Source organism: Mesorhizobium sp. LNHC221B00, assembly GCF_000502935.1.
GTDB lineage: Bacteria > Pseudomonadota > Alphaproteobacteria > Rhizobiales > Rhizobiaceae > Mesorhizobium > Mesorhizobium opportunistum.
The window spans coordinates 44,170-60,828 of the sequence record NZ_AYWR01000013.1 but is presented as its reverse complement, the minus strand read 5'-3'; the positions used below and the strand labels follow the sequence as shown (position 1 = coordinate 60,828).

18 protein-coding genes and 1 pseudogene are annotated in these 16,659 nt (G+C 64.1%); 7 read left to right on the top strand and 12 right to left on the bottom strand.

The genetic code is table 11. The features are described from left to right. Window positions 1–18: 18 nt before the first annotated feature. From X741_RS149140 to X741_RS149150, 3 genes are all read left to right on the top strand, one after another. Entirely contained in the window at window positions 19–918 is a 900-nt protein-coding gene (locus X741_RS149140) for a 4-(cytidine 5'-diphospho)-2-C-methyl-D-erythritol kinase (protein ID WP_023778647.1), read from the top strand. Next, window positions 905–1,459: a molybdenum cofactor biosynthesis protein B gene (gene moaB, locus X741_RS149145; protein ID WP_023778646.1), complete on the top strand. Its 555-nt coding sequence runs from the start codon at window positions 905–907 to the stop codon at window positions 1,457–1,459. Before X741_RS149140 ends, moaB begins: the two co-directional genes overlap by 14 nt. A gap of 140 nt (window positions 1,460–1,599) precedes the next feature. Beyond that, window positions 1,600–2,034: a hypothetical protein gene (locus X741_RS149150; protein WP_031250198.1), complete on the top strand. Its 435-nt coding sequence runs from the start codon at window positions 1,600–1,602 to the stop codon at window positions 2,032–2,034. Here X741_RS149150 and X741_RS1000000171065 read toward each other — a convergent pair. Both X741_RS1000000171065 and X741_RS149160 read right to left on the bottom strand, forming a co-directional pair. Further along, window positions 2,024–2,284, bottom strand: a pseudogene (locus X741_RS1000000171065) (hypothetical protein); the annotation flags it as partial. The gene X741_RS149150 and the pseudogene X741_RS1000000171065 sit on opposite strands and share 11 nt — an antisense overlap. Before the next feature lie 25 nt (window positions 2,285–2,309). After that, window positions 2,310–2,831, bottom strand: a complete 522-nt coding sequence (locus tag X741_RS149160; RefSeq protein WP_023778643.1) for a glycosyltransferase — start codon at window positions 2,829–2,831, stop codon at window positions 2,310–2,312. Between the two features lie 150 nt (window positions 2,832–2,981). Here X741_RS149160 and X741_RS149165 point away from each other — a divergent pair, with 150 nt between their 5' ends. Next, complete coding sequence (locus X741_RS149165) at window positions 2,982–4,136, top strand: PA0069 family radical SAM protein (RefSeq protein WP_023778642.1); 1,155 nt, start codon at window positions 2,982–2,984, stop codon at window positions 4,134–4,136. A 130-nt stretch (window positions 4,137–4,266) separates the two neighbouring features. Further along, window positions 4,267–4,962 (top strand): ribonuclease HII, encoded by a 696-nt coding sequence (locus X741_RS149170; protein WP_023778641.1) that lies wholly within the window; start codon window positions 4,267–4,269, stop codon window positions 4,960–4,962. Window positions 4,963–5,226: 264 nt separating this feature from the next. On the opposite strand, the gene X741_RS149175 is transcribed toward X741_RS149170, so the two are convergent. From X741_RS149175 to X741_RS149205, 7 genes are all read right to left on the bottom strand, one after another. After that, window positions 5,227–5,718 (bottom strand): F0F1 ATP synthase subunit B, encoded by a 492-nt coding sequence (locus tag X741_RS149175; protein WP_023778640.1) that lies wholly within the window; start codon window positions 5,716–5,718, stop codon window positions 5,227–5,229. Between the two features lie 10 nt (window positions 5,719–5,728). Beyond that, window positions 5,729–6,328, bottom strand: coding sequence for a F0F1 ATP synthase subunit B (locus X741_RS149180; protein WP_023778639.1), 600 nt, complete (start codon window positions 6,326–6,328; stop codon window positions 5,729–5,731). Between the two features lie 62 nt (window positions 6,329–6,390). Beyond that, window positions 6,391–6,615 carry a F0F1 ATP synthase subunit C gene (locus X741_RS149185; RefSeq protein WP_013896722.1) on the bottom strand — a complete coding sequence of 75 codons (225 nt, stop codon included), beginning with the start codon at window positions 6,613–6,615 and terminating at the stop codon, window positions 6,391–6,393. Window positions 6,616–6,702: 87 nt separating this feature from the next. Then, entirely contained in the window at window positions 6,703–7,461 is a 759-nt protein-coding gene (locus X741_RS149190; RefSeq protein ID WP_013896723.1) for a F0F1 ATP synthase subunit A, read from the bottom strand. A gap of 56 nt (window positions 7,462–7,517) precedes the next feature. After that, on the bottom strand, window positions 7,518–7,925 hold the full coding sequence (locus tag X741_RS149195) for an AtpZ/AtpI family protein (RefSeq protein WP_023764549.1): 408 nt from the start codon (window positions 7,923–7,925) through the stop codon (window positions 7,518–7,520). 256 nt (window positions 7,926–8,181) lie between these two features. Next, window positions 8,182–9,366: a cell wall hydrolase gene (locus X741_RS149200; protein WP_023778638.1), complete on the bottom strand. Its 1,185-nt coding sequence runs from the start codon at window positions 9,364–9,366 to the stop codon at window positions 8,182–8,184. Between the two features lie 146 nt (window positions 9,367–9,512). Beyond that, window positions 9,513–10,811 carry an MFS transporter gene (locus tag X741_RS149205; RefSeq protein WP_023778637.1) on the bottom strand — a complete coding sequence of 433 codons (1,299 nt, stop codon included), beginning with the start codon at window positions 10,809–10,811 and terminating at the stop codon, window positions 9,513–9,515. Window positions 10,812–10,929: 118 nt separating this feature from the next. Between X741_RS149205 and X741_RS149210 the strand changes: the two genes are divergently transcribed. Then, on the top strand, window positions 10,930–11,853 hold the full coding sequence (locus tag X741_RS149210; RefSeq protein ID WP_023778636.1) for a LysR substrate-binding domain-containing protein: 924 nt from the start codon (window positions 10,930–10,932) through the stop codon (window positions 11,851–11,853). Between the two features lie 16 nt (window positions 11,854–11,869). Here X741_RS149210 and der read toward each other — a convergent pair whose 3' ends face one another. Beyond that, complete coding sequence (der, locus tag X741_RS149215) at window positions 11,870–13,300, bottom strand: ribosome biogenesis GTPase Der (RefSeq protein ID WP_023764553.1); 1,431 nt, start codon at window positions 13,298–13,300, stop codon at window positions 11,870–11,872. A 63-nt stretch (window positions 13,301–13,363) separates the two neighbouring features. After that, on the bottom strand, window positions 13,364–14,029 hold the full coding sequence (locus tag X741_RS149220; RefSeq protein ID WP_013896729.1) for a tetratricopeptide repeat protein: 666 nt from the start codon (window positions 14,027–14,029) through the stop codon (window positions 13,364–13,366). Between the two features lie 217 nt (window positions 14,030–14,246). On the opposite strand from X741_RS149220, the gene X741_RS149225 reads away from it, so the two are divergent. Then, entirely contained in the window at window positions 14,247–15,254 is a 1,008-nt protein-coding gene (locus tag X741_RS149225; protein ID WP_023778635.1) for a polysaccharide deacetylase, read from the top strand. Window positions 15,255–15,289: 35 nt separating this feature from the next. On the opposite strand, the gene sbmA is transcribed toward X741_RS149225, so the two are convergent. Next, window positions 15,290–16,549, bottom strand: coding sequence for a peptide antibiotic transporter SbmA (gene sbmA / locus X741_RS149230; RefSeq protein WP_023778634.1), 1,260 nt, complete (start codon window positions 16,547–16,549; stop codon window positions 15,290–15,292). Between the last annotated feature and the right edge of the window lie 110 nt (window positions 16,550–16,659).

Sequence of the window (16,659 nt, the reverse complement as noted above, 5' to 3'; positions counted from 1 at the left end):
TCCCAAACGACTGACGCCGTGAACACCGACATCGGTTCGCGTACCTGGCATGCGCCCGCCAAGATCAACCTGGCGCTGCATGTCACGGGAAGGCGCGCAGACGGCTATCACCTGATCGAAAGCCTGGCGGTGTTCACGCGTTTTGGCGACCGGGTCGAGGTCGCGCTCGCCGACAGCGACGATTTCACCGTGTCCGGGCGATATGCGCCGGAGGTTCCCCTCGACGCCGGCAATCTGGTGTTGAAGGCGCGCGATGCGCTGCGAGGAGAGGCCGGACCGCACAAGACCCCGCCTGTCGCCATCAAGCTTGAAAAGAACCTGCCTGTCGCCTCCGGTGTCGGCGGCGGATCCAGTGACGCGGCGGCGGTATTGCGCGGGCTGGTACAGGCATGGGGTCTGGACATCGATGGCGCCGGGCTGGCGCGGATCGGGCTTTCGCTTGGCGCCGATGTGCCGATGTGCCTGGCGGCCAGGCCGCTGGTCGCGCGCGGCATTGGTGACGAGCTGTCGATGGTGCCGGACGTCTCGGCGCTGGGGCTGGTGCTGGTCAATCCGGGCATGCCGGTCTCGACGGCGGATGTCTTCGCAGCGCTTTCCCGCCGCGACAACGAGCCGTTGCCGCCGCTGCCGCGCGGCATCGACTTTCACAGCCTGCGCAACTGGCTGGAACTCACCCGCAACGATCTCCAACCGGCGGCGCAGGCGATACAGCCCGCCATAGGCCGGGCGCTTTCATGGCTCGACAAGGCTGGATCGGGTTTTTCACGCATGTCCGGATCGGGCGCGACGTGCTTCGGCCTGTTCGAGACTGGCAATGTCGCCAAGCGCGCGGCGGCCGAGATCCGCGGCCGCCAGCCCGACTGGTTCGTCGCGGCGACGCGCAGCATCGCATCGGAGGGCGCTGATGGCCAGAACTGACGGGAGCCGTTCCTTCGTTCCGGTGCGTGTCGCGGTGCTGACCGTTTCCGACACACGCAGCCTCGCCGACGACAAATCCGGACAGACGCTGGCCGACCGCATCACCGAGGCCGGCCACATCCTGGCCGCCCGCGACATAGTCACCGACGACCGCGACAAGATCCGCGACAAGGTGCTTGGCTGGTCGAAGGACGCGGCGATCGATGTCGTGATCACCACCGGCGGCACCGGTTTCACTGGCCGCGACGTTACCCCGGAGGCGCTGGAACCGATCTTCGAAAAGCGCATGGACGGCTTTTCGGAAGTGTTCCACCGCATCTCCTACGACAAGATCGGCACCTCGACGATCCAGAGCCGGGCGACCGGCGGCGTCGTCAACGCCACCTTCGTCTTCGTACTGCCGGGCTCGCCCGGTGCCTGCAAGGACGCCTGGGATGGCATCTTGAAGGCGCAGCTCGACTACCGGCATATGCCCTGCAACTTCGTCGAGATCATGCCGCGCCTCGACGAGCACCTGCGGCGCGGCAAATCAGCTCCGTAAAGCCGAGGCCAGGCGCTGGTTTCACGTCGCGTTTGCCAGGCAAAAGGCTGCCCTCGCCTTCGAAAGACCATTCCAAACCCGATGCCGGAGGAAGTACCCTTCGTGGCGGCGGCCCTTGCCGTTGACACGAGGCGGAAGCGATGACTGTGCATGCCGGCGGATGCCATTGCGGCAACATACGCCTTCGATTTTCAACCGAGCTCGACCCTTCGCAAATCGAAGTCCGCGCCTGCCAATGCGCGTTCTGCGTCAAACATGGCTCGCGCGCCGTTGCCGATCCGAACGGCCAATTGATCGTCTCGGTCGAGGACGACGCCCGGTTGCACAGATACCGGTTCGGATTGCGCACCGCCGACTATTTGATCTGCCGGGACTGCGGCGTCTATATCGCGGCGGTCACCACCGACAGTGGGGATACAAGGGCGATCGTCATCGCCAATGCCCTGGACGACCGGCTGCGGTTCAGCCGCGAGCCAGCGGCCATGGACTATGATGCCGAGAGCAGGCAAGGCCGCATTGCCCGGCGACAGGCACGCTGGATGCCTATGGAGATCCTGTCCGCTTTCAGCGGATGACCGGTTCGCCGTGAAACCGCCGGCGCGAAGGCGCGGATACGCCGATGTCGACTTCCATCATCAGCCGCGGAGTGCGCGCCGGCACGGTGCCCATGTGGAAGCCGACGGGTCCTCGACGAAGCCGAGGCCAGCTTCGCCGGTCAGCGTCACCAAGCTTTGCTCGCCATAGACGTCCAAGACCTCCTTGGCGGGATGACCCGACCAGCAGGGCCAGCTGATGCATGAGGGCGCGGCGATTGTGGCTGCCCTGACGTAGACGTGCAGCTGCAAAAGAATCACTTGCGCGATTCCCGCTTCGCCGGCGCTACCCAGATCTCGGCGTCGAGCTTCTTTGTCGCCAGGCCGCGTGCAAGCGCCTCGGCACTGCCGGCGTGCTTCGACAAGGACGCTGCCTGCCGCTTGCTGATCACCAGTCCGCCGGCCAGCGCGCGATTTCCCGAAAACACCCGCGCCAGGAACGGCACACGGCTGCCGCGTGAGCGCGAGAACCGCGCCGCCATCGTTTGCCGGGCTGTGTGGGCGACGACCGCTTCGGTCCAGCCTTCCACCAGCCGCGCCCCCGGCTCCAGCAGCAACAGCCAGTCGCCCTTGGCTTGCCTGATGCCGGCGGCGATACCGCCGCTCGCCACATAGTGGCAGCCGGCATGTTCGGCGACATGATGCGTCTGGTCGGTGGAGCCGATATCGCAGACGACGACCTCGCGCACCACGCCCTCGACGGCGCCGCCAATCAGCGAACCGAGCGTGCGGGCGAGACCCTCCTCGTCATTGCGGGTTTCGATGAGAACACTGAGCATCGTCAGCCGAATAGCGGAAAGACGGCCGCGATGCCAGTTCCTGCAGCGCACCGCAGAAAGTTCTTGCTTTGTTCTCATCAAGGAAATAGGAATAATTTCATGAGCAGAGCGATTCGACACAACATGGACAGTCCCTGGGAGCGGGCGAAGATGGAGCCGATCATGCGCGCCGACATTGCAGCCTTCGGAGCAGGACGGGCCGAGATGGCCAATGCGATGATCGAGCAGAGCGGCATGCGCATCCGCCCGGATCGCAACCGTGGCCGCTCGGCGGGCATCAATCCGTCCGGCAGGTTCGAGCCGGTCACCCGTCATGTCTTCGACGATGGCTGGAGTTCGCTGGAGGAATTGCCGCCATTCAAGACCGAGGTGCAGGTGGAAAAGCCGCGCACCATCATCACCCGCAATGAATCGCCCGACATTTCCTTCGACCGTTCGATCAACCCCTATCGCGGCTGCGAACATGGCTGCGTCTATTGCTTCGCGCGGCCGACCCATTCGTTCATGGGCCTGTCGCCGGGCCTGGATTTCGAATCCAAGCTGTTCGCCAAGCCGGACGCGGCGCGGCTACTCGACAAGGAACTGTCGAAGGACGGCTACCAGCCGCGCACCATCGCCATCGGCACCAACACCGATCCCTACCAGCCAATCGAGAAGCAGTACCGGATCATGCGCGAGATCCTCGAAGTGCTGGAGGCGCGCGGCCATCCGGTCGGCATCGTCACCAAATCCGCTTTGGTGACCCGCGACATCGACATCCTGTCGCGCATGGCCGAGCGCGGGCTCGCCAAGGTGGCGCTGTCGGTGACGACGCTCGACCGCATGCTGGCGCGCACGATGGAGCCGCGCGCATCGACGCCGACCAAGCGGCTGGAAGCGATCAGGCAGCTTTCCGATGCCGGCATTCCGGCCTCGGTCATGGTGGCGCCGATCATCCCCGGCCTCACCGACCAGGAGATGGAACGGATCCTCGATTCGGCGAGCGCTGCCGGCGCGCGCGAGGCGGGTTATGTCGTGCTGCGCCTGCCGCTGGAGGTCAGCCCGATCTTCAAGGACTGGCTGCTGCGCCACTATCCCGACCGCTATCGCCACGTGATGTCGCTGATCCGCTCGATGCGCGACGGCAAGGACTACGATTCGGAATGGGGCAAGCGCATGAAGGGCGCCGGACCTTATGCCTGGCAGATCGGCCGGCGCTTCGAAATCACCGCCAAGCGGCTCGGCCTCAATGCCGAACGGCGCACGCTGCGAACCGACCAGTTCGTCGCCGCGGGAAAGGACCAGGAGCAGCTGATGCTGCTTTGATCTGCCCTTTTCGCTTGTGAAATCCCGTCCGGCCTGCCCCGGCCAGCAGACGGTGCCCTCCCGGTCCGGCGCCCCACCCGACCCGGAGGGACTTGCGGAGAATCGGAACCGATGCGAACCTCGCCGCAACATGGCTCGCGCGCATTCTGATTCTCCGCTTCTCTTCGAAATTGTCGAGAAACCCGATTTCTCCTTCGAGACGAAGGCGATGGCCGATGGCCTGTGGCCAGTGGCAGGGATGGACGAGGCTGGCCGCGGCCCGCTGGCCGGGCCGGTGGTCGCGGCTGCAGTGGTGCTCGACCCAGCCAACATTCCCGAAGGCCTCGACGATTCCAAACGGCTCAGCCATTCGCAGCGCGAGGCATTGTTCCTGCGCATTCTGGGCTCCGCGCAGGCGGTCTCGATGGCCTCGATCAGTGCCGAGGGCATCGACGGCAGCAATATCCTCAAGGCGAGCCTTGAGGCGATGCGACGCGCGCTGGTCGGGCTGTCGGTTCGGCCTAAGCTCGCGCTTGCCGACGGACGCGACGTGCCGCCGGGGTTGCCGTGCGAGGGCCGCGCATTGATCAAGGGCGACCAACGCTCGCAATCGATCGCCGCTGCCTCCATCGTCGCCAAGGTCATGCGCGACCGCATGATGTGCGGTTGCGGCAGCCATAACGGCCGCTATGGATTCGAGGTGCACATGGGTTACGCCACGGCCCGGCACCGCACGGCCATCGAGGCGCACGGCCCGGTCGCGCGCCTGCACCGCGTGTCGTTCTCACCGTTCAGGCTTGGTGGCGCCGAGGTGGTTGAAGAAGAGAGCTTCGACGGGTTGGATTGAGCGCCGGCGACGGTAGCTGATCTCCCCACTCGAGGGGGAGATATCGCCGAAGGCGACAGAGGGGGTAGGTTCGACTGGGCGCGACGCCCCTTCATATGAAACATCAGGCCGGCGCATTACGTGAGGCGACCCCCTCTGGCCTGCCGGCCATCTCCCCCTCAAGGAGGGAGATTAGCGCTTCGCCGCCTTCGCCATCTGATGCCCGCGCAACAAAAAAGCCGCCAGGTTGCCCGGGGCGGCTTTTTGATTTCCAACGCTGTCAGCTCAGTTGAGCTTTGCCTTCACGTCCGCAAGCGAAGCCTTGAACAGATCGGCTCCGGCCTTGACGTCGACCTTGGCGGCGAGCAGCGCGCGGGCGGCCTCGACGGCAATGTCGACGGCGCTGGCGCGGACTTCGCTGATGGCGTCACGCTCGGCCTGGCCGATCTTCTGCTCGGCCAGCGCGGTGCGCCTGGTAACATAGTCTTCGGTCTTCTTGTGCGCTTCGGCGGCGAGCAGATCGGCCTCGCGCTTGGCGGCCGCGACGATGTCGGCTGCCTCCTGCTCGGCTTCCTTGCGCTTGCGCTGATACTGGCCGAGCAGTTGCTGGGCTTCCTCACGCAGCTTGCGTGCCTCGTCGAGTTCGCTGCTGATGCGCATGGCGCGGGCATCGAGCGCCTTGGCGATCAGGCGGGGCACCTTGATGTAGACGGCGATGGCCAGGAAGATGACAAGGGCTATCGTTGCCCAGAGCGTCGCGAGAGATGTAGCGTCCATGATGCGCTCCTCACCGGGCCACGGATTTGACCGCGGCCGCGATCTCGGCCTTGCTGGCCTTGCCGCCGACCAATGCTTCGACGATCGCCGAAGCGGTGTCCTCGGCGATGCTGCCGACTTCCTTCATGGCGTTGGCCTTGATGGAAGAAATGCGCGCCTCGGCCTCGCCGAGCTTCTCGTCGAGCGCGGCCTCGATCTTCTTGCGCGCGGTGTCGGCTTCCGCCTTGGCCGCATCGGCGGCCTGCTGGCCGATCGAGTTGGCGTTCTTTTTGGCTTCCGCCAGTTCCTGCTCGTAAGCAGCAACCGCGGCGTCGGCCTCGCCCTTCAGCTTGGATGCCTGGTCGAGATCCTGGCTGATGCGGTCGTTGCGGACATCGATGATGCCGCCGACGCGCGGCACCACGACCCGCTTCAGGAAGAGGTAGAACAGCCCAAAAGTGATCGCCAGCCACAGAAGCTGCGACGGGAAGGTCGCAGGATCGAACGGCGGAAATGTGCCGTGCGCCTCCGCAGGCACGCTGGTGCCGGAATGCGTGTCGCCTTCCGTCGCAGCGTGGCTGGTATCGGCTGATGGCGCGGACTCTTGCGCGAAGGCAGATGTCACGAACATGGACTATCCCCAGATATCAGGCCCGCCGCTTGCGCGGCCGGCCTGTCCAATCTTCCCAGTGCTCAGCCGAACAGGGCCAGAAGCGCGATGAGAAGCGAGAAAATGCCCAGAGCTTCGGTCACGGCGAAGCCGAAGATCAAGCGGCCGAACTGGCCATCGGCAGCCGACGGGTTGCGCAGTGCGCCCGAGAGGTAGCTGCCGAAGATGTTGCCCAGGCCAATGCCCGCGCCACCCATGCCCAGGCAAGCGATGCCGGCGCCGATGTACTTTGCTGCTTCTGCGTCCATTTGTTCAACTCCTTTGGATCTGAAATTCCGTTGCGATTTCCATCCGGCGCCAATGTTGGAAACGTTGGGCCGGAAACTCTTGGGGCCTTAGTGCCCGGGATGCAGGGCGTCGTTGAGATACATACAGGTCAACACCGCGAAGACGTAGGCCTGCAGGAAGGCGACCAGCAATTCAAGCGCCGTCAGCGCCACCGCCATGGCCAGCGGCAGGACCGAGCCCGCGACACCGACCGCGCCGAGCGCGGAGAGGCTGACGACGAAGCCGGAGAACACCTTGAGCGTGATGTGGCCCGCCAACATGTTGGCGAACAGACGAACCGAGAGGCTGACCGGGCGCGACACGAAGGAAATGACTTCGATCAACACCACCAGCGGCAACAGGAACACCGGCACGCCATGCGGCACGAACAGTTTCAGGAAACCGAGGCCATGCTTCATGAAGCCGTAGACCACCACGGTTCCGATCACCAATGCGGCGAGGCCGAAGGTGACGATGATGTGGCTGGTGACGGTGAAGAAATAGGGGAACAGGCCGAGCAGGTTGGCGACCAGAACGAACATGAACAGCGAGAACACGAAGGGGAAGAACTTCATGCCTTGCGTGCCGGCGGCGTCGCGCAACATGTTGCCGACGAACTCATAGGCCATTTCGGAGATCGACTGCAGCCGGCCTGGAACCAGGCTGCGGCTCGACGTCGTCAGCAGCAGGAAGGCCGCGGCAACGACCACGGTCGCGACCATGAACAGTGCCGAATTCGTGAAAGACAGGTCGTAGCCGCCGATGTTAATCGGAACCAGCTTGATGATATGGAACTGGTGGATCGGATCGACCTTGTCAGCTGCCACGTTCTAACCCCGTCAATGCCGCGTACGGCCAAATTACCATTGCCGCGCGAGCGCGGCTATTTGCTGTCGTCTCGGCCAGGGCGCGATTTATTGCCCTGTCCGAATTCCGCCACAACGCCCGCGGATCGCATGACATTGAGCACGCCGGCGCCAAACCCAAGCAGCAGGAAAACGATCAGACCCCACGGCGATGTCCCCGCCATACGGTCGATGATCCAGCCGATGCCGGCGCCCACCACCACGCCAGCGATGAATTCACTGGAGAGTTTGACCGCCTGGCCGTATCCGGCCGCACTGCCCGCTTTCGCGTCGTCTTTCCCCTCGAGCCGGTTCGGCAGCCTTGTCGCAAGCGATGCTTCAAGTTCACGCCGACGTCGCTCAAGATCGTCGTCACGGATGTCAGGTTCGTGCTGCTTGCCGCGGCCGGTTTCTCCGGTTCCGTCTGGCCTATTTTTATTGGCCATCGTAACCCCCCTGCCCGGTCAGACCGTTACCGTCCGTCCGCTTGTAAAGTCGCCGGCAACATAGTTAGAGGGTTTGCGCCCGTCAAGCCACGGGCGGAAGTTCATTGCCATGTATTTTTGACAATAAAATCAATCGATTAGCGAGGTGCGACATCGTGCCCGCCGCAAGGATGGGGATGCATTGCGCGAATCCCCCCGGCAATGGCCCCCTGATCGATCGCATGGCCGCCCGAAAAAGACCGGCGACCGACGCCACTCAGCTCCAGCCGCCACTATAGGTGCGGTAGAAGATATGCAGGCCGATCTTGGTCATCTTCTGCATCGTGCGCGCCCAGCCGGGATGGACGTACTGGGCGTAGTAGTGGGTCGACGATCCGACCTCCGGGATGAATATCTTGCCGGCGGTGACGGCCATGGCGATGTCCTCGGCGGTCTTGTAGGCGGCTGGACTCTCTATGCGCTTCTTCCTGCCGTCACACGCGAATGAGAACTGGCAACGATTGAACCAGCTGTCGTTCTGGTAGACGACCCCGCAGATCGAATTCGGATAGGCCGGGTTGCGGACGCGGTTGAGGATGACCTGGGCGACGGCAGCCTGACCGCGCACGGATTCGCTCCTCGCCTCGAAGTAGATGCCGTTGGCCAGGCATTTCTGCTCCGGCTTGGAAAAGACGCTCTCAGGCAGCGGGTTCTGGATCCACGAGTGGTCACCCTTGACCATCGGTGGGATGAAGCGGCCGCTGTTGGGCTGCTCGTCCTGCAGCAGGGCTTCGAAGGGCGAGGCCTTGGCATAGTCCGGCTCGGATTGCGCATAGGCCGTCGCCAGCACATCCGGATGATCGTTGTTGACCAGGGCGGCAAGCATGGTCGGCACGCCGGGATCGGGCTTCTTGTCCTCACGCGCATGGAAGGCGGCCGCGATCTGGATCTCCTTGCCTTTGATCTGCGGCTTGGCGAAGGCCATCTTCAGGTCGCTGTCCATGCTGGGCCGCATCAAGGATGAGGTCCGCTGGAAGATCGACCCTGCGTTGAAGTTCTTCGGCGGGGCAACGGGAGAGACCTGGACGATGCGGCCCTTCTTGTCGGCGCGCACGACGCGAGCCTCGTCGGGCGTGGCGCTGACCTTGCCGCCCTTGCCGCGAAACGACACGTTGCCGACGCCGGCCAGATGAACACCAGATCCGGAGATCGAACCGGTGACGTCGGAATCGATGAATGGCATCTCGGCTGCGTGAACCGAGCCGGCGACCGATTTTTCGACGTAGGAATTCCAGCGCGCGGTGGGCGCTTCCAGGCCGGACACAAGGCTTGTCATGTCCTGGTAGGCGGCGACGGTCGGGAAGCCGATCCAGATGCCGAGACCGATGATGAACGGAGACACGAGGCTGCGTTTTTTCTCACCGGCGACGGCTGCCAGCCGCTTCAACAGACGTCGATGCACGGAACTCTCTCCAGGAACGCTACTGACCCCACTGGAGAGCAAAATGATGCATTAACCTTGATGGGACGTTAACGGGATCGATCGGGTTGTCCCAGTCTCCTCAGGGTCGTGGCGCCGAAGTCGGGCGGTTTTGCGGCAGGCGTTCCTCAAGTTTGCCGCAGGAAGATCGGCCAGGCGATCAGCGCGCAGATCGCGGCCGACAGCCAGACGCCCGACCATGACCAGAGATGCAGCAGCCCGGGAATGGCCACCGGCACCAGGAAGAAGCCGACGAAGACAAAGGTGTTGGCTAGGCTGAGTGCTGTTCCGACATGGCCGGCGCCGGCCAGCGTGGCAAGCTCGGTGTAGGCAACGCCATGCCAGGCCGAAACCGAGATGCCCGCGACAATCAGCACCAGGGGAAGGACAGCGATCAGGAAGGATTGGCCGCCAGGCATGGCGGGGCTGGCCAGGACCAGCACCCAGAGCACCAGGAAGGCGAGTGCGCTGAGCGCACTGCATGAGCGCAGAAACCGGCGGCGGTTGCCATGGCGGTCGGTGAAGCGGCCGCTCCAGACGCGCATGACCATGGCACCAGTCTGCACCGCGGCAAGGCTGGCGCTGATCGCTGCCGTTCGTAGCCCTGCGAAGTCGTGCAGGAACACCGAGGCGAAGGTGAGCACCGCCACTTGCGGGAAGCACAGCAGCCCAATGGCGGTGGCGATGCGCCAGACTTCGATGTTGCGCAATGGTGCCAGTCCGGCCACAGCCGTCGAAGCGACATTTCCGTGGTCCTGCGCCGGCGGCTCGTGCAGCCAGCGCCAGGCGAACAGGGCGGAGAGAGCGGATGCCGCCGCCAGCAGCCCGAACACCGCGGCAAAGCCGAACGCCAGGGCAAGTGAGGGCAGCACCAGTGCGCCGAGGCCGCCGCCAAGCGGCACCGCCGTCTGCCTTATGCTCATGGCAAAGCCGCGTTCGCTTTCCCGGAACCAGGCCATGATGGCGCGGCCGCTCGAACCGTTGACGCTGCCGCCGAGCAATCCCGCGAAGAGCAGGCTCGCCGACAGGAGCGTGACATCGGGGACGCCGGTTCTGGTCGGCACGACGAGCATCGCCATGGCAAACAGCCATGCAGCCGTCGCGCCGAGCCCGATCAGAAGCACGCGGCGGTCGCCCCAGCGATCGGTGAGCAGGCCCCATGGCAGCTCGCTGAGCGCAACGCCCAGCCCGAGAAGGCCGAGCGCCACGCCCAGTTGCGCATTGCTCAAATGGTAGCCCTGGCGGAGCACGACGGCCGTTGCCGGTATGCCGGAGAAGGTCGCCGAGAAACTGGCATTCGCGGCGACGCCGATGCCCAGAACCTTCCAGCGATGACCGGGACCGAATACCCTCCCCGCGGGACCGGCAGCCCTGTCCTTCAGGATTTGCGCTGGCTGTTGATCGGCGCAGTCGACGATGGCGGACATGGTTCTATTCCCGTGGTGGCCAGCGCTGCCGGCCTTGACGGGCTTTACCTAGCGCCATAAATCAGTCCTTAAAATCAGGAAGTTTTTGACATTTGATTCGAAAAATCGGGACAATCCCATGCGCCGCGTAACATTCGACCTCGACGTTCTCCGCAGTTTCGTCACCGGCATGGAGCTGGGCAGCTTCGCCAAGGCGGCCGACCGGCTTGGCCGCTCGACCTCGGCGGTCAGCGCCCAGTTGAAGAAACTGGAAGAGCAGGCGGCGACGCCGATCTTCCGCAAGTCGGGACGCGGCCTCGCCTTGACTGAGGCCGGCGAGACTTTGCTCGGCTATGCGCGCCGGCTGCTCGAATTGAATGATGAAGCGGCTGCAGCCATCCACGACGTCGAGCTGGAAGGCTGGGTGCGGCTCGGCCTGCAGGAGGATTTCGGCGAGGCGGTGCTGCCCGAGGTGCTCGGCCGCTTCGCCCGCGCCCACCCCAAGGTGAAGATCGAAGCCAGGATCGCGCGCAGCCACGAGCTTGCCGAAAGGATCATGTCCGGCAGTCTCGACATCGCGCTGGCCTGGCACAGCGGGGAGACGCTGCCTTACAGCCAGCACGTCGCCGATGTTCAAATGCGCTGGATCGGTCCGGCAAAGCGCATCGAGACCAGCCTGCGTGACGGTGAGCCGCTGCCGCTGGTAGCGCTCGAAGCGCCCTGCCTGCTGCGCACGGTGGCGACCGAAACGCTCGACCGTGCCGGCCTGCCCTGGCGCATGGCCTTCTCCAGCCCGAGCCTTGGCGGCATCTGGGCGGCGGTCGCCGCGGGGCTGGGGCTGACGATCCGCACCGATATCGGCCTGCCGGCCAGCGTCAGCGCGATGACGCCGGAGATCGCCGGGCTGCCAGCGCTGCCCAAGATGGCGCTGTTGCTGCATCGCAGGGATGCCGAGCCCGAGCCGGTGGCGGCCCGCCTTGGCGAAATCCTGCTGGAGGCGGCGCGGCAGGCGCTGCCGGAAACGACGCGGACAAAGGATGCGGGCTTGCGTGCCGTGGCCTGATCAGGCGAGCCGAGGCTCAGCCGCGTTTCTTGGCCCGGCCGGCGAACGGATTGTCCGAGGTGCGCAGCGCGATGCGGATCGGTACGCCCGGCATGTCGAAGGCTTCGCGCAGGCTGTTGGAGAGATAACGGACATAGGATTGCGGCATCGCATCCGGCCGCGAGCACTGGACCACGAAGCCCGGCGGCCGCGTCTTGGCCTGGGTGACATATTTGACCTTCAGCCGGCGCCCTGCAACGGCAGGCGGCGGATGATGCGCCAGTATGGCTTCAAGCCAACGGTTGAGCTTGCCGGTCGAAACACGGCTGTTCCACACCTTGTGCGTCTTCAGTACCGCATCCATCAGCTTGTCGAGGCCGCGACCGGTCTCGGCCGAGACCGGCACCGCCTGGATGCCGCGCGCCTGCGGCAACAGCCGTTCGGTTTTCTCGCGCAGTTCCGCCAGGAGTTCCTGCGGATGATCGATCAAGTCCCATTTGTTGAAGGCGATCACCGGCGCCCGGCCCTCGCGGATGATCAGGTCGGCGATCTGCAGATCCTGCTTCTCGAAGGGAATGGTGGCGTCGAGCACGATGATGACGATCTCGGCGAAGCGGATGGCGCGCAAGCCGTCCTGCACCGACATCACTTCCAGCTTCTCGTGAATCCTGGCCTTGCGGCGCATGCCGGCCGTATCGAACAGCTTGATGCGGCGGCCGCGCCAATCCCAGTCGACCGAGATCGAATCACGGGTGATGCCGGCTTCCGGTCCGGTCAAAAGCCGCTCCTCGCCGATCAGCGCGTTGATCAGCGTCGACTTGCCGGCGTTCGGGCGGCCGACGACAGCGATGCGCATCGGCTTGGTGTCGTCATAGGCAGGCTCGGCGTCCGGGTCGGCGATGTCCTCGCCGATCAGCACCTCGCCGGTAGCGATCTCCTGGTCGTCTTCCTCGTCCTCGCCGAAAGCGCGCGCCTCGCCAAGTGCCGCGATCACCGCATCACGCAGATCGGGCATGCCCTGGCCGTGTTCGGCCGAAACCGGAATCGGCTCGCCCAGCCCGAGCTCCCATGCCTCCAGCATGCCGCCCTGCGCGCCCTTGGCCTCGGCCTTGTTGGCGACCAGCACAACCGGCTTGCCGGATTTTCGCACGATCTCGGCAAAAGTCCTGTCGTCGGGCAGCAGGCCGGATTTGGCATCGATGGTGAAGAAGATCAGGTCCGCCTCGCGAATGGCGATCTCGGTCTGCGCGCGCATGCGGCCCGGCAAGGTCGAGGCGGCCGCGTCCTCGAAGCCGGCGGTATCGATGACGTCGAAATGCAGGTCGTAGAGCTTGGCGGCATGGACGCGACGGTCACGGGTGACGCCCGGCGTGTCGTCGACAAGCGCCAGCTTCCTTCCCACCAGCCGATTGAAAAGGGTCGATTTGCCGACGTTAGGTCTGCCGATGATGGCGACTTTGAAGGTCATACGGTCCTACAATGATGCATGTCGTTGTCCCAAAACCGCTGCACACTTTTGGGCGACATGCATTTACGACGCATTGCCCGAACCACGGATCAGCTCGGACATCAGCGTTGCCCGCTCGCGGGTGTTGCGCGGGGCGCCGTCATCGGAGGCGATCTGGTCGAACAGCTTCAGAGCGTCCTGTGTCTTGCCTTCCTTCCAGGCGGCAAGGCCGAGCGCCTCGCGCGCCGTGTGGCGCAGCGTGTTGGTGTCCGAGGTCAGCGCCTCGACGCGGCTGGACACGTCGGCGAAGGAGCCGTGGTCGACGAGCAGGAGCGCCGCCCTGAGCCGCGCCATGTCGCGAATGCCCTGGGGAATGGCGGTGTCGGCGGCGACCTCGTCGAAGTCCTTGACGGCGGCATCGACGTCGCCCTTGCTTGCCTTGACTGTCGCGGCGCGCATGCGGGCGAGCAGCGGATAGGCGCCGTAGCCGTCCTTCTCCAATTGATCGAGCGCGGCCAGCGCCTCGTCGTTCTTGCCGTCATTGGCAAGCTTGAGCGCCTGCGAGAAAGCGTCGCCGGAGCGGTTGGCGCGCGTCTCGTCCCAGTAACGATAGCCGACGAAGGCGGCGGTGCCGAGCACCACGAGGATCGCAGCGACAAGCAACGCCGGGCCGAAACGGTCCCACAGCTTCTGCGCCTGGTCGCGGCGCATCTCGTCGTTGACTTCACGGATAAAACTGTCGTCGGACATCAATCAAAACCATTCCTGCCCCGGGCCGGGGCGGTTCATGAGCCCGCGTTTTAGCGAAATTTTGTCGGCATGGAAGGGGTTCGGCCGGAAAATCGCCTATTCCCCAGGGCAAACGGGTGTTTGCTCCAGGGCAAACCGATGTTTGCCCAATCGCACCGGCGCCACATTTGGGCGATAGCCGGCTTGTTGACCGCCCGAAGCCTGGATCCCCTGCCCTATGTATCGCTCGTCCCGCATTGTTGCGTTCTCGCTTGCCTTGCTCGCACCTGCCGGCGCGGTTTTGGCCGATCCGCCCGCGGCGCCGACGCCGGCAAAGCCGAAGCAGGTCGTCATCGTCTCCTTCGACAGTGCCCGCGACATCTCGCAGTGGAAGCGCAGCCGGGCACTGGCACAGCGCACCGGCGCGCATTTCACCTATTTTGTCTCCTGCGTCTTCCTTCTGTCGCCCGAGACACGCAAGGAATACACCGCGCCGGGCAAGACACCGGGCAAATCCAACATCGGCTTTGCCGCTTCAAAACAGGAAGTGGCCGAGCGGCTCGAACAGATCGGCCTCGCCGAGCACGAGGGCCACGACATCGCCAGCCACGCCTGCGGCCATTTCGACGGCAAGGATTGGAGCAAGGCCGACTGGCTGAAGGAGTTCGGCTCGTTCGAGCACATTCTCGAGAACGCCTATTCGATCAACGGCATAGCGCCCGAGCCCAAGGGCTGGCGCGATTTCGCGCGGCATGGGGTTGCCGGTTTCCGCGCGCCGTATCTGTCGACGGGCAAGGCGCTCTACGAGGCACTTCCCGCCGCCGGCTACCAGTTCGACGCCAGCGGCGTCTCGCAAGGCCCTGCCTTGCCGACGGCCAGCAACGGCATCATGCATTTTTCACTGCCGCAGATTCCGGAAGGACCGAAATCACGGCCGGTGATCGCCATGGATTACAATCTCTATGTCAGGCATTCCGGCGGCTTCGAGCGGCCAAGCAAGGCGGACGAGTTCGCCAGCCGGACCTATGAAGCCTTTCGCGCCGCCTTCGATGCGCAATACCAGGGCAAGCGCATTCCGCTCGAACTCGGCTTCCACTTCACGCTGATGAATGAGGGCGCCTACTGGAACGCGCTGGAGCGCTTTGCCGGCGAGGTCTGCGTCAAAGCGGACGTCGAGTGCATCAGCTTTCGCGACTATGTTTCGCGGCAACGCGACGGCGAGAGGCAGGCGTCGGTTGGCGGCTGAGCCGCCAACCCGTTTCGCATTAAACCGAAATCGTCTTAGGCCGGATCCTCAGCACCCTGCCTTGCCAGATAGCGCTGGTCGATATCGGGCAGCGGCTCGCCGAGAAGCGTCGCCTCGAAGGCGCGCAGGCGTTTGTGGACCGACTGAAGCTCGACGATGGTCGACCACGAAGTGAGCAGAAACTGCAGCGAGCCCGTCACCTTGCCGAATGCGTTCGATATCTGGTTCAAGGCACCGAACGTTATCTTGTGCGCGACCAGCGACGGACCCAGGATCAACAGCGAGAAGATGTTGTCGGCCTGCAGGTAGGTGTACCGAACGACGTTGAAATAGATGTAGTGGAAATAGAGCCTGAAATAATTGTGGCGGACATTCGCGAACAGCTCGGACGTGGTCGCGGGTTGCGCCCTGTCCGCATGATCCTCGCCATAGACCAGTTCCTTGCGGTAAGCGGCCTCGACGCGCTGGTTGCGGAACTGCAGCCCCGGAAGCTTCATGCCGGCAATCATCACCGAGATCGTGCCGAACAGACACCAGGCAAGCGCTGCAACCACCAATGGCTGGGGGATCGCGCCGACGATCGGCAACTCGCTGATATGGGCCTGCAGCTGGATCATGACCGGCAGGAAGGCGATCAAGGTCATGATCGACTGGACGAAGCTGGAACCGAGATCCTCCATGATCTGCGAGAAGCGCATCGTGTCTTCCTGGATACGCTGCGAGGCGCCCTCGATGTGGCGCAGCCTGGCCCAGTTCTCGATGAAGTAGTTGTTCATCGCCGTGCGCCAGCGGAAGATCCAGTGGCTGACGATGAAGGCGTTGACCACCTGCACGTTCATGCCGACAAGAGCGAGCCAGGAGAAGTCGGCCAATCCGGTGTAGAATTCTCCGTTCGTCGATTTTCCGGTCCCCGACATCAGCCCTTGCACATAGTCGAAGAAAGGGCCGTACCAGGCGTTGACGGCGACACTGACCTGCACGTTGAAATAGATGAAGAACAGGATGACCGCCGTCATCAGGATCGACCAGCGCTGCCATGGATGCGGCGAATACCAGCTCCAGAAGGCATAGAAGATGGCCACGCAAAGCGTGAAGTAGATATAGAACCAGAGGAACGGCTTGGACACCAGCACGGCGATGCCGATGATCGGCGGCGCGTCGGCGGCGGCCGGCGGCAGGCCAATAATGGCCCCCAGCTGCTCACCTCCGAAAAACCAGAACAAGATCGCCGCAAGGCTCCAGACGGCGGCCGAAGTGAAGAACAGCTTCGGCTGCGGGAAGAAAGATACGAACACTGTGGCGAATTCCTCGATCTATGCGCAAATCAGCGGGGTTTGGCGGGCATAAAGTCACACATTAGGGGGAAAGAAAATGCCTGCCCGATGCCCGGCGCAGAGCAAGACCA